General features: G+C 42.8%; 15 protein-coding genes. 14 read left to right on the forward strand and 1 reads right to left on the reverse strand.

What is annotated here, in order from left to right; translation table 11 throughout:
* A partial coding sequence (locus tag P7J49_RS03435; protein WP_408569398.1) for an IS110 family transposase occupies positions 1-366 on the reverse strand: 366 nt, incomplete at its 3' end.
* A 196-nt stretch (positions 367-562) separates the two neighbouring features.
* Between P7J49_RS03435 and P7J49_RS03440 the strand changes: the two genes are divergently transcribed.
* From P7J49_RS03440 to P7J49_RS03505, 14 genes are all read left to right on the forward strand, one after another.
* The gene (locus tag P7J49_RS03440) at positions 563-919 is read left to right on the forward strand and encodes a hypothetical protein (RefSeq protein WP_408569400.1); all 357 of its coding nucleotides are present in this window, start codon (positions 563-565) and stop codon (positions 917-919) included.
* Between the two features lie 18 nt (positions 920-937).
* Complete coding sequence (locus P7J49_RS03445) at positions 938-1,933, forward strand: virulence RhuM family protein (protein WP_029186410.1); 996 nt, start codon at positions 938-940, stop codon at positions 1,931-1,933.
* Positions 1,934-1,951: 18 nt separating this feature from the next.
* On the forward strand, positions 1,952-2,395 hold the full coding sequence (locus P7J49_RS03450) for a dUTP diphosphatase (protein WP_002939955.1): 444 nt from the start codon (positions 1,952-1,954) through the stop codon (positions 2,393-2,395).
* A gap of 6 nt (positions 2,396-2,401) precedes the next feature.
* Positions 2,402-2,935: a histidine phosphatase family protein gene (locus tag P7J49_RS03455; protein ID WP_408569402.1), complete on the forward strand. Its 534-nt coding sequence runs from the start codon at positions 2,402-2,404 to the stop codon at positions 2,933-2,935.
* Positions 2,936-2,941: 6 nt separating this feature from the next.
* Positions 2,942-4,309 (forward strand): DNA repair protein RadA, encoded by a 1,368-nt coding sequence (radA, locus tag P7J49_RS03460; protein ID WP_061366867.1) that lies wholly within the window; start codon positions 2,942-2,944, stop codon positions 4,307-4,309.
* A 269-nt stretch (positions 4,310-4,578) separates the two neighbouring features.
* On the forward strand, positions 4,579-5,073 hold the full coding sequence (locus P7J49_RS03465) for a beta-class carbonic anhydrase (RefSeq protein ID WP_408569404.1): 495 nt from the start codon (positions 4,579-4,581) through the stop codon (positions 5,071-5,073).
* A gap of 207 nt (positions 5,074-5,280) precedes the next feature.
* Complete coding sequence (locus P7J49_RS03470) at positions 5,281-6,039, forward strand: TIGR00266 family protein (RefSeq protein ID WP_029184897.1); 759 nt, start codon at positions 5,281-5,283, stop codon at positions 6,037-6,039.
* A gap of 134 nt (positions 6,040-6,173) precedes the next feature.
* A complete protein-coding gene (locus P7J49_RS03475) occupies positions 6,174-6,620 on the forward strand; it encodes a LytTR family DNA-binding domain-containing protein (RefSeq protein ID WP_029184899.1) in 447 nt (148 codons plus the stop codon).
* A gap of 4 nt (positions 6,621-6,624) precedes the next feature.
* Positions 6,625-7,284 (forward strand): LiaF transmembrane domain-containing protein, encoded by a 660-nt coding sequence (locus P7J49_RS03480; protein ID WP_408569406.1) that lies wholly within the window; start codon positions 6,625-6,627, stop codon positions 7,282-7,284.
* An 86-nt stretch (positions 7,285-7,370) separates the two neighbouring features.
* Positions 7,371-8,651 carry an MFS transporter gene (locus tag P7J49_RS03485; RefSeq protein ID WP_408569408.1) on the forward strand — a complete coding sequence of 427 codons (1,281 nt, stop codon included), beginning with the start codon at positions 7,371-7,373 and terminating at the stop codon, positions 8,649-8,651.
* A gap of 177 nt (positions 8,652-8,828) precedes the next feature.
* Entirely contained in the window at positions 8,829-10,283 is a 1,455-nt protein-coding gene (gene gltX / locus P7J49_RS03490) for a glutamate--tRNA ligase (RefSeq protein WP_408569410.1), read from the forward strand.
* A 240-nt stretch (positions 10,284-10,523) separates the two neighbouring features.
* Positions 10,524-11,468: an ATP-binding cassette domain-containing protein gene (locus P7J49_RS03495; RefSeq protein WP_052502404.1), complete on the forward strand. Its 945-nt coding sequence runs from the start codon at positions 10,524-10,526 to the stop codon at positions 11,466-11,468.
* On the forward strand, positions 11,465-12,241 hold the full coding sequence (locus P7J49_RS03500; RefSeq protein ID WP_408569412.1) for an ABC-2 family transporter protein: 777 nt from the start codon (positions 11,465-11,467) through the stop codon (positions 12,239-12,241). The genes P7J49_RS03495 and P7J49_RS03500 overlap by 4 nt, the downstream gene beginning before the upstream one ends.
* A gap of 2 nt (positions 12,242-12,243) precedes the next feature.
* Positions 12,244-13,029, forward strand: a complete 786-nt coding sequence (locus P7J49_RS03505) for an ABC transporter permease (RefSeq protein ID WP_044689707.1) — start codon at positions 12,244-12,246, stop codon at positions 13,027-13,029.
* The last annotated feature ends 305 nt before the right edge of the window (positions 13,030-13,334 follow it).

Below are 13,334 nucleotides of genomic sequence, written 5' to 3' on the forward strand. Positions count from 1 at the left end.
AACAGGCCGATAGCTACGAAAGGCCAGAGCTTTTGCGAGCTGAGCTGCATCTTTTTTATCAGTCTTAACACGCTTAGATCCTTCCTTCATCACCGTTGTAGGCGCCATCACGATACAGGGAATCCCGTGAGCTTGTAGCTGGTGATATAGGGTAAATCCAAGACATCCGGCTTCGTAGCCACATAACACTTCTGCATCTTGACCATATAAACGACGAAGCTCATTCACATAGTTCACAATATAGCTAACATTTGGACCAACTTTAGTGCTATGTTTGAATTGATTCGCCATCATATCATAATAGCAGAGTGAAAAACTTTCTTTGTGAACATCCATTCCGATGAAAAGTGTGGTAAAATGAAACATATAAGACCTCCAATTGAGTGTGGTAATTCCTGTTAGAAGTTGATTGTTTTTTTATTCTAGTGTACAGGTAAATCCACGAATTCTCAACTGGGGGTCTTTACATATTGTCTATTTCAAAATCTACCTAGCTCACTCGGCATATCAAATAGTGGAGGAGTAGCAAGAGTGCTTGGTTGAGATTGTTAGCCTAGCTGATATGGGATTTGATCGGGAAGCAACTGCTCCTCAGATAGAGGAGAGAGCTGTGGAGATGGGTTATCAATTACCACCAGCTCATCTGGGAGTTTATCTTCGCCTGGCCTTGTTGGAACAGGAAGTCAGTCAAGATGCCATACTCTCCCAAGGGAAATCACTAGACGGAGCCATTTGCCTGCTGTCGCCTCAGTTGGAAGAAGAATTCACCTTCCCTCGCAGTGTCTATCTTCGTAAGGTTAACCAAGACTTGTGGCTACGTGCAGCTCGCTTTGATGACGAGTATGCCTTTCCCTTAACCACACTTTTTGCATTTGTGACGAAAAATGCGAATGAATTTGTAGTGGGGAGTGAGCTCTAAATAATTAAAGAGGCAAATATGAAGGAATTACAATTTTTAATTTACCGAGCAGAAAATGACCAAGAAAAGGCTAGTGTTATTGTCAGTGACGAGACGATTTGGGCCAGTCAGAAGGAAATGGCAAGATTGTTTGATGTTGGTGTACCAGCTATCAGCAAACATTTGAAAAATATTTTTGAAGAAGGTGAGTTGGATGAGGGAGCAACTATTTCCAAAATGGAAACAGTTCAAATCGAGGGGACTCGCGAGGTCATCAGGCAGGTTGATTATTACAATCTCGATGCCATCATTTCCGTCGGGTATCGTGTCAATTCTCAAAAGGCTACTAAGTTTAGGCAGTGGGCAACAACTGTGCTTCGAGAATACATGATTAAAGGTTTTGCAATGGATGATGAGCGTTTGAAGCAAGGCGAAAACCTGTTGGAAAAAGATTATTTCCGTGAGCTCTTAGAACGAGTTCGTTCTATCCGTGCTAGTGAACGACGAATTTGGTTACAAATCACAGATATTTTTGCAGAGATTGCGATTGATTATGACGCTAATAGCTTGATGACTAAGCAATTCTATGCTCATGTGCAAAATAAATTTCATTATGCGATTACAGGTAAAACAGCTGCAGAAATTATTTATGAAAAGGCAGACCACACCAAAGCGAACATGGGGTTGGTAACCTGGAAGCACTCTCCTGACGGACGTATTTTGCAATCGGACGCTCTTGTGGCTAAAAATTATCTGAACGAAAAGGAAATTCGTTCGCTGGAACGTAGTATTTCGGGCTACTTTGACTATCTGGAGCGACAAATTGAGCAAGGAAAAACTCAGACCATGCAAGATTTGGCAGATAGCATTGATCGATTTTTAGCCTTTCAAGATTATGAACTTTTAGAGGGGGATGGTCAAATTACAAGGCAGTCAGCCAAGGAGAAAGCTCGGTCAGAATATGCAATTTTTAATAAAACCCAAAAGATAAATTCTGATTTTGAAAAATTACTAGAAGATTTATCCTCAAAATAAGCATTCGAAAGGAAAAATATGAAAATCCGTGGATTCGAACTGGTTAGCCAGTTTACTGATGAAAACTTATTGCCAAAACGTGAGACAGCCCATGCAGCAGGCTACGACTTGAAAGCTGCGGAGACGGTTAGCTTGGAGCCAGGTGAGATTAAGCTGGTTCCAACGGGTGTCAAGGCCTATATGCAGGCCAATGAGGTCCTCTATCTCTACGACCGTTCGTCCAACCCTCGCAAGAAAGGATTGGTCCTGATTAACTCAGTCGGAGTCATCGACGGCGACTACTACGGCAATCCAGCCAATGAAGGTCATATCTTTGCCCAGATGCGAAACATCACCGAGGAAACTGTCGTGGTGGAAGCTGGCGAGCGAATTGTGCAGGCTGTTTTTGCCCCCTTCCTCTTGGCTGACGGCGATCAGGCCGACGGCGTTCGGACAGGTGGATTTGGATCGACGGGGAAATAGACTACTATGCAGATTCTCTTTGTACGACATTCCGAGCCTGACTACAGTATGTTTGACCGACATGACAACCCTCGACTGTATGCGGGTTTTGGACGGGATTTGGCTCCTTTAACTGAAAAGGGGCGGACTTTAGCTCAGGAAATTGCTAGTAATCCTATCTTTTCCCAAGCTCAAGTAGTCATTGCTTCAAGCGTCACACGGGCCTTGGAGACTGCGACCTACATTGCTCAGGCCCAGCAACTACCTCTTCTGGTCGAACCCTTTTTTCATGAGTGGCGACCAGACCTGACGGGGCAAAATGCCAGTCAAGATGAGGCCGTCTTGGCTCATCGATTATTTTGGGAAAATGGCGGAGCGGTGCCTGAGTCTTCACCTGTTCGCTATGAGACTGCTGCGGAGATGAGAGAGCGATTTTTACAGGCTCTTGAAAAATACAAAGCCTATGACCGAATCGTTATCGTCTGTCACGGTATGCTGATACGCCAGTTTGTTCCCAAAGAAACTATAGCCTACTGCGAAATCCTAGAATACACTCTATAGGAGGAAATCATCATCGCTAAGAAAAAAACAACCTTTGTCTGTCAATCCTGCGAATACCACTCGCCCAAGTATCTGGGCCGTTGCCCCAACTGTGGCTCCTGGTCTAGCTTTGTCGAGGAAGTGGAAGTCGCTGAAGTCAAGAACGAGCGGGTCAGCCTGACAGGTGAGAAGACCCGTCCCATGAAACTCAATGAAGTTTCCTCTATTCAAGTGGCCCGCACCAAGACCAACATGGAGGAGTTCAACCGCGTCCTCGGTGGCGGTGTGGTACCGGGGAGTTTGGTCCTGATTGGAGGCGATCCAGGGATTGGCAAGTCCACCTTGCTCCTGCAAGTATCGACCCAACTTTCGACTATTGGCACCGTTCTCTACGTGTCGGGGGAAGAGTCTGCCCAGCAGATTAAGCTCCGTGCCGAGCGTTTGGGCGACATTGACAGCGAGTTCTATCTCTATGCGGAGACCAATATGCAGAGCATTCGGACCGAGATTGAGAAAATCAAGCCAGATTTCCTGATTATCGACTCTATCCAGACCATTATGAGTCCTGACATCTCTAGCGTGCAAGGCTCTGTCAGTCAGGTCCGTGAAGTGACCAATGAACTCATGCAGATTGCCAAGACCAACAATATCGCAACCTTTATCGTCGGCCACATGACCAAGGAAGGAACCCTGGCTGGACCGCGGACCTTGGAGCACATGGTGGATACCGTTCTTTATTTTGAGGGCGAGCGGCAGCACACCTTCCGTATCTTGCGGGCGGTCAAAAACCGCTTTGGCTCCACCAATGAAATCGGCATTTTTGAAATGCAGTCGCAGGGCTTGGTCGAAGTCCTCAATCCAAGTGAGGTCTTTCTGGAAGAGCGTCTGGACGGGGCGACTGGCTCTGCGATTGTCGTGACCATGGAGGGCACCCGCCCAATCCTTGCGGAAGTGCAGGCTCTGGTGACGCCGACCATGTTTGGCAATGCCAAGCGGACCACGACAGGACTGGATTTCAACCGTGCCAGCTTGATTATGGCGGTTTTGGAAAAACGGGCAGGCCTGCTCCTCCAAAACCAAGATGCCTACCTTAAGTCAGCAGGCGGGGTCAAACTGGATGAACCAGCCATTGACCTAGCGGTCGCAGTTGCCCTTGCCTCCAGTTACAAGGACAAGCCAACCAACCCACAAGAGTGCTTTATAGGCGAAATCGGTCTGACAGGGGAAATCCGTCGCGTCAATCGGATTGAACAACGGATTAACGAAGCCGCCAAACTAGGCTTTACCAAGGTCTATGCCCCTAAAAATTCCCTGACAGGAATCAAGGTACCAAAGGAAATCACTGTTATCGGCGTGACCACCATTGGCGAAGTCTTACAGAAAGTGTTTAAGTGACGAAAATATTCGGGGGAGTGGGAAAGAACTTGACAGGTAAAAAGAGTTCGTCTTCCCACCCCCGCACAGTTGATTAGGTCAGATTTGGAGTGTTGAGCACGAACAAATCTGCCAATCAACCACTGCGCTGAGATGTTGACACGAACTCTGAGAAGTGATGCTAAGCTTTTTATTACTCCTCTTTTTGCGACAAATAGTCGGGAATGTGATAAGCTAGGTCTAACCTATTTCTGAAAAATTCAGAAATTCTTATCAGACAAGGAGGTCCTATGTCTTATTTTCAAAACTTTATGAAGGCCAACAAGGCCTATGTTGACCTACATGGTGATTACCATTTGCCTCTTCGTCCAAAGACCAAGGTGGCTATCGTGACCTGTATGGACTCACGGCTTCACGTGGCGCAGGCCTTGGGCTTGGCTCTGGGGGATGCTCACATTCTGCGGAATGCGGGTGGGCGCGTGACGGAGGACATGATTCGCTCGCTAGTCATTTCTCAGCAGCAACTCGGCACAAGGGAAATCGTTGTCCTCCACCATACAGACTGCGGTGCACAGACCTTTACCAATGAGGACTTTGCGGCCCAACTCAAGCGGGATTTGGGAGTGGATGTGGCTGGTCAGGACTTTCTTCCTTTTACAGACATTGAAGAAAGCGTGCGGGAAGATATCGCCCTCCTGAAACAATCTCCGCTCATACCTGACGACGTTGAAATTTTTGGTGCGGTTTATGATGTGGATACGGGTCGTATGACAGAAGTTATATAGGAAGGCTCAGGAAGTTCGGTTTTTCCTGTAAATTTTATCTGAATGGCCGAGAAATCCTTGACAAGTTTTTTTGAATGAGATAAAATTGTATTATCACAACAGAACAAGCAGAGAGATAAATGATGCTTGGTTTATTTTAGCTTGTTCTAGGTTTATTATGGCTATCCTGTGGTTAACAGGACCTTTCGTAAAAAATAGGAGGCAACTATGTCAGACAACCGTATGAAATACACGATTGATAGCAATATGCAGTTTCCTTTGGTGGAAATTGCCTTAGAAGCTGGTGAATCAGCTTATATTCAACAAGGGAGCATGGTCTACCATACGCCGAGTGTGACCTTGAATACCAAGCTCAATGCGCGTGGTGGTTCAGGTTTTGGTAAATTGATGGGGGCCATCGGTCGGTCAATGGTATCAGGCGAATCTATGTTTATCACGCAAGCCATTTCCAATAGTAACGATGGAAAAATTGCACTTGCGCCTTCAACGCCAGGTCAGGTTATTGCCTTGGAACTTGGTGCAGAGCAATATCGACTAAATGATGGTGCCTTCCTTGCTCTTGATGGTTCTGCTCAATATAAAATGGAACGCCAGAGTGTTGGGAAAGCTTTCTTTGGCGGTCAGGGTGGACTCTTTGTGATGACTACAGAGGGGCATGGCACACTTTTGGCGAATGCGTTTGGTTCTATTAAGAAGCTAACTTTGGATGGTGGAAGTATCACCATTGACAATGCTCATGTGGTTGCTTGGAGTCGTGATTTGGACTACAATATCCATATGGAAAATGGTTTTCTCCAATCTATCGGTACAGGTGAAGGAATCGTTAATACCTTTACTGGTTATGGAGAAATCTATGTACAGAGTTTGAACATTGAGACCTTTGCTCAGGTCATTGGCAATCATATTGTCGGTGCAGGTGGTGACGGTGGTGGTGGAAGTACGTCACTTCTTGATGCCATTTTTTAAGACTCAACCAGCTACGGCTGGTTTTTTATATGTCTGATGTTTACCACTTACCTGTCTAATTTTACCACTTACTGAAATGCCCTTGTAATTGTGGTTGGAATTGGTATAATAGACCTATCAAAAAGGAGGGAGCTATGAAAGTTAGGATTGAATTTGATGACAGCTTAGATCAGGTTGAAGTTGTTATCCGAACCAGTCAGCTGGGACCAGAGATTGAACAGATTCAGCAAGCTTTGCAACAAGTTAGCCGTCCCTCGCTTGTCTTTTACAAGGGGAGTAGTGAGTATTTTCTTTCATTGGGTGACATACTTTTCTTTGAAACGGATGGGACCAAAATTTATGCCCATACAGGCGACGATGCCTATGAGGTCAAGATGAAGCTCTATGAGCTGGAAGAATACTTGCCAATCTACTTTTGTCGAGTGGCCAAGTCAACCATTGTCAACAGTAAAGCGGTCTATTCGCTGGACAAGTCCTTCTCGGGTACCAGTCGGATTGCCTTCTACAAGACCCACAAGGAAGTTCATGTGTCGCGGCACTATTACCACTTGCTTAAAGAAAAGTTACAGGAAATGAGGTAGGAAGATGAAAAAATATGGTTTAGGAATTGCTCTGCTGGTCTTGGCAGGATTGGTCCTAGTTAGGGATTCACTGGGTTTGCATTTGGCTCTGCCATTTTGGACAACAGTCTGGTTTGTTTTAACCTTTGTGACTGGTTTTCACCGCTTGGTGAAGCTGGATTGGCTTGCCAGTGTCTTTTGTTTCGGTCTGGCTTTTATAGCGGTGAACTCAGTTTATGATTGGGTGAAGTTCGGGACCTGGAATATGGTTCTGTCACTTGTCCTGCTGTGCCTTGGCCTGAAACTAATTTTTAAACCAAGGAAGCGCAGACTGACTCATGGAGCTGTCACAGGGGTGATTGGCGACAAGGGACGGGAAACGGCTTTTGGCTCTTCAACTCGCTATATTCATGACGATAATTTTCTCCATGATAGTGTGGAAGTAGCCTTCGGCTCTAGTACAGTTTACTTTGATCAGGCGATTATTCTGGGAGATAAGGCTGAATTTCATATCGATGCAGCTTTCTCATCGGTTGATCTTTATCTGCCGGCAAATTGGCAGGCGGTCGTGGAGCTAGATAGTTCCATGTCTGCTGTCAATAACTATGCAACTGGTATGGGAGAAAAGATGCTACATATCACAGGAGATATGGCCTTCTCCACTTTGAATATCTATTACACCTAGAGTGAACAGAGAGCAGTCTATTCAGGCTCCTCTGCAGGATAAAAAGTCAGAATATTCTGGAAATTGCTCAAAAGAAAGGGATTATCATGAGAAAGATTTTGAAAAATGCTACCTACCTATGGGTACTGACTGCGGATATGTTGTCCAATTTTGGCGATGTGGTCTATTATCTGGCCTTGATGAACTATGTTTTGCTGGTGCCCAACAGCCGTCTGGCTCTGGCGATTGTGACCTTCTCGGAAATTTTCCCTAGCTTTATGGGACTCTTTACAGGCTATCTGGCAGACAAGACGGTCAACAAAATCGGTACCATTAAGTTGACCCTGCTCTTTCGTGTTGTACTCTACCTCATCCTCGGCTTCTGCATGGGCTTTGAGCCAGCCCTCTGGATTGTCGTGGTGGCCGCAAGCTTCAATGTCTTTGCAGACTTCGCTGGCTTCTATGAAAACGGCCTCTATACACCTCTGGGATTACGCGTAGCGCCCAAAGAAGAACGGGAGCAGTACTCGGCCTTTCGCCAGACCGTGACCAGCCTCCTCAACATCGCCTTTCAGGCCCTCTCTGCCCTCTTGGTCGGCCTCCTCTCCTACCAAAACCTAGCCTTTCTCAACGCCGGCACCTTTTTAGCCTCCCTTCTCATCATGCAGCTGCTGACGCCAGCCTTTCGCAAACTCCTGACGGAGCAGCCTTTGAAAATAGCAGAGCAGCCGAGCCAGACTGAGCAAAAAACCAAGGGATCGGGCATTCTAGTTTCTTTCAAGCAAGCAATCGTGGAGCTTCGCAAGATTCCCGAGTTCCGCCTGGTCCTGATTACCAGCCCTCTTATCAATGCCTGCGGAGCTATTCTCTATCCTATTCTGGTCCTGCTGATTAGCGAAGACCCAGGTCTCGTCTTCCTCAATGTTGAAACAACCCTTGCCCTGACCATTCTGATCTTCTTTATCGGACATATTCTGGGCTCGACCTTGGTCTTTACCCTTTTCAAAAAGACCAGCATGGTGACGCTAGAAGTGGCAGCCACTTTCTCTCTTCTTGGCGTTTTTGTCGGAATGTTGCTACATCAACTGCCAATTATTTTCTTCTTCCTTACTACAATGGGGATTAGTTCAGGAGCTAGTGGACCTAAGTTTAACGCTAAGTTTGTCAATTCTATGCCAGAGGAGCAGTTGGCGACCATCGGCGGAGCGGTATCGACCTATTTTATGCTAGGTCAAGCCTTTACTCGACTACTGGTTTCGGGTTTGGTCTTAATCTTGACTGTCAATCAGATTAGCGGATTTTTCCTAACGGCAACTGGCATCTTGGTCCTATACGTCCTCTACTGGCTGGCACGCAACCAAAAAACACCTCAAAATCAGTCTGCTTAGGCTGATTTTTCTATCTTCTTATGCTTATCTATGCTATAATGTTCTTGATTGCTACTCTTCGAAAATCAAATTCAGACGTCGTTGACTTGACTTGATGAACTTCAGTTCTATCTTCGTCTGCATCGCCTAGTCTGATTTCGATTTTCATTGAGTATGAAAATTTTACAGGAGAGAAACATGACTAAACCAATTCGTGTGCGTTACGCACCAAGTCCGACAGGACTGTTGCATATCGGAAATGCCCGTACAGCATTGTTCAACTATCTTTTTGCCCGTCATCACGGCGGTACTTTCCTTATTCGTATCGAAGACACAGACCGCAAACGCCATGTGGAAGACGGCGAGCGTTCTCAGCTAGAAAACCTGCGTTGGTTGGGTATTGACTGGGATGAGAGTCCAGAAACTCATGAGCAATACCGTCAATCAGAGCGTTTGGATATTTACCAGAAGTATGTGGATGAGCTCTTGGCAGAAGGCAAGGCCTACAAGTCTTATGTGACCGAAGAAGAGTTGGCGGCGGAGCGTGAGCGTCAGGAAGCTGCAGGCGAAACACCTCGCTACATCAACGAATACCTTGGCATGTCTGAGGATGAAAAAACTGCCTACATCGCAGAGCGTGAGGCGGCTGGCATTGTCCCAACTGTCCGCTTGGCTGTCAACGAAGCTGGTATCTACAAGTGGAATGACATGGTTAAGGGTGAGATTGAGTTTGAAGGTGGCAACATCGGTGGTGACTGGGTTATCCAGAAACGTGACGGTTACCCAACCTACAACTTTGCCGTGGTTATTGACGATCATTTGATGGAAATCTCGCACGTTATCCGCGGGGACGACCACATTGCCAACACACCTAAGCAACTCATGGTCTATGAAGCACTAGGATGGGAAGCACCAGAATTTGGTCACATGACTTTGATTATCAACTCAGAGACTGGTAAAAAACTGTCCAAACGTGACACCAACACCCTTCAGTTTATCGAAGATTACCGTCGTAAGGGTTACATGCCTGAAGCTGTCTTCAACTTTATCGGTCTCTTGGGTTGGAACCCTGGTGGTGAAGAGGAAATCTTCTCTCGTGAGCAATTTATCCAACTCTTTGATGAAAATCGTCTCAGCAAGTCACCAGCTGCCTTTGACCAGAAGAAAATGGACTGGATGAGCAATGAGTACATCAAAAATGCTGATTTGGAGACTGTTTTCAATCTTGCTAAGCCATTCTTGGAAGAAGCTGGTCGCTTGACAGACAAGGCAGAAAAATTGGTGGAACTTTACAAGCCACAACTATCATCTGCGGATGAAATCGTTGGTTTGACAGACCTTTTCTTCTCTGACTTCCCAGAATTGACAGACGAGGAAAAAGAAGTGATGGCAGGCGAAACAGTTCCGACTGTCCTCAATGCTCTTAAGGAAAAATTGGAAGCCATGACGGACGAAGATTTCCAACCAGATAACATCTTCCCACAAATCAAGGCTGTTCAAAAAGAAACAGGTATCAAGGGCAAAAACCTCTTCATGCCAATCCGTATCGCCGTTTCAGGTGAAATGCATGGACCAGAGTTGCCAAATACCATTTACCTACTCGGCCGTGAAAAATCTATCCAGCATATTGAGAATATGTTGAAGAGTTTGTAAAAAATAAGTAATAAGGAAGTTGGATAAAAATTCAACTCCTTTTATTGTGCTTTAAAAAAATTACAGTTTAGGTTATAATGGGAAATAAATGTAATAAAGAGATAGGAAAGATGAAGAAAATAACAATAGTTTACTAGAATTTTTAAGACTTTTTAAAAGAGAAGGATTGTATTTTTCAGTGTCGGATGTTTTATTTATTTTATTTGAGATATTCAGTTTTGAGTTTGAAGGAGATTATTTATGGAAATCGTTAGGTTAGAAAGTATTTCACATGCTTATCAAGTTGGTAAAATTACTTTTAAAAGCTTTTTTAAAAGAGAGGATACACGAAAATACGTCCTAAATGATATTTCTTTAACACTTAATCAAGGAGATTGTGTCAGTCTAATTGGACTAAATGGTGCAGGAAAATCGACACTCATCAAGATAATGACTGGGTTGATTAGACCAACGAATGGCACTGCTTATCTTTTTGGACAGGATTCTTTCTTGTGTCGCAAACAGAATGTACGTGAGATTGGAGTTGTTTTCGGTCAAAAAACACAATTATGGTGGGATTTGAGTCTGTTAGAATCCTTTGAAATGCTTTGCCGTATCTATGGTAATAATCCCAAAAATAATCAATGGTTGGATTATTTAATAGATTTGATGGAAGTAAGGGATTTTTGTAGTCGTCCAATTAGAGAACTTTCTTTCGGTCAGAGAATGAGAGGCGAATTTATTGCTTGTTTTCTACATAAACCAAAGATTGTATTTCTAGATGAGCCAACAGTAGGTCTTGATATTGTTTCTAAGCGAATTATTGTTCATTTTCTAAGAGAAATCAATCAAACAGAGGGTACAACTATTCTTCTTGCCTCGCATGAACTTGATGATGTTGAAAAAATAACTCGCCAAATGTATCTAATAGATGGGCAGAGATTGAAATACCAAGGGACTATTTCTGATTTTAAGGAGGGGAGAAAACTTAGAAAAGTGATAATACCTGGTTTTCTTGCACAAGATGAGGCAAGAGAGTTTGCTGTCAGTATCCAGCAAAATGCTTCAATGACTGAAATGTTGATTGAAGAAGAGAAATTAGATTTACTTCAAGAGTTTGTCAAAGACCAAAAAATCAGAGATTATCATATTACAGATGCAAGTTTAGCGGATATATTATTATTGGATAAGGAGACATCAAGGTGAATGTATTAGCTTATACAATAGCAGAATTTAAGAGACGAAAATCATATAGGGTGAGTACTATTTTGACAATTCTTGGTGCCTTTTTGGTTGTAGCCATTCAGATTTCGGTTTGGACCAGTGTAGTCACTGAAAACACATCATCTCAACTCGTTCTATATGCAGTAATTTCTAGGATGATGTTCATTCTTTTTCCAGATCATCGTACCGCCTCCATTATTTCAGAGATGATTCAAAAAGGTGATACGGCAGTCTATTTTTTAAGATCCCATAGTTTTATGGGGATGCATTTTTTTAGACAAGTAGGTTCATTTGTTTATGATTTGATTTTTGTAGTCACTCCCTTGACGTTTGCTCTTGTCTTTTATTCATTCGTTACAGGAATATCTCTTGTTCCTGAAATGGTGCTATCATTTATCATGTCGGCTCTATTAGGTCTATTGATTTCGTTTTTATTTGGCTATCTCTTAGGACTTTTATCTATCCGTTTTAATCAGATTTTAGGTGTTTTAGAATTTTACGATGCCTTGTTGATGCTTTTCGGTGGATCAGTATTACCTATTAGCTTTTTTCCAGAAATGTTGCAAAAACTTATTGTTTTAACTCCTTTCTATGCTATGTTATCAGTTCCTTCATCTATTTTATCGGCTTTATTACCAGCCCAATATGTTTTACAACAATTGTGCTTACAGATGTTTTGGGTTCTCCTTCTGGCTTTATTTATTTCTATGTATCAGAAGAAGCTATTTAAAGTGATGAACTATTATGGAGGTTAGTGATGACAAGATATTTTTACTTGTATATTCATTTTATGAAACTTCAATGGAAGAGGTATATCCAATATAGAGAAGATGCCGTCATTGGAATAATAGGCTATAGCGTGAACACTGTTATCTCAATCTATGTTTTAAAAGTATTTTTAGATAATCTATCAAATTTTCCTGGATGGTCTACAAATGAGTTAGTACTCTTGTTTGGATTTGTAACAATGGCCAGAGCTGGCTGGAATTTCATTTTCATCAACACCTTATTTATTGGAGATTATGTCAGAGAAGGAACATTTGATGTCTTATTACTTAGGCCAGTAAACACTCTATTACTCATCATTTTTTCAAAGATAGATTTTGAAAGTATTGGTGAGTTTTGTATTGGTCTGATAATATTTTGGATGGCACTGCTTACAGAATTTGAAACGTTATCTGCTTGGTTTATACTGAAAATCATCCTTTTACTAATAGGTAGTATTTTATGTTACGCAGCAATCCACCTTTTTGTTAACTCATTAACATTTTTTATCAAAGATGTGTATTCCATTAACTTTATTGTTTGGAGACTGGATGAAACAACTCGCTATCCAAATAGTATTTATCCTGGCTGGTTATCAAAATTATTATGGTTCATTCCATATGCATTTATTGGATATTTCCCACTGATGTCAATAACAAAATCGTTACCTTTCTTAGCAGATTTAGGGACTATTTCTGCTGGCTATATCATCTTTTTACTTGTTTATAAGATTATTTGGAAATTTAGTATTAGTCGTTATCATAGTTATAGGCAGTAAATTTAGGGATTTATTTTGGTTAATTCGGACTATTAGGTAAAATAAGAATAGTTTATGTTAAAAGTTTGTAGGATCTATATAATTTGGAACTGTAATTCAGCTAATTCTAAGCAAAGAATTGTTAACAATCAAACATAACACTTGACTCAGAAAAGCTAGTTTCAATGTTTCGACTTTTAGCTAAACATTTTTTTGTTATGACATCAGCATATCCGTATTTTGAGAAAGTTGAGATTTAATTCCTTATCAACTTTAAGTATAAACATGACTAGACTTGATTCATCAGATTTATTTGACAATGCAAC

This window comes from Streptococcus suis (assembly GCF_046032515.1).
In the GTDB taxonomy this organism is placed as follows: Bacteria; Bacillota; Bacilli; order Lactobacillales; family Streptococcaceae; genus Streptococcus; species Streptococcus suis_AL.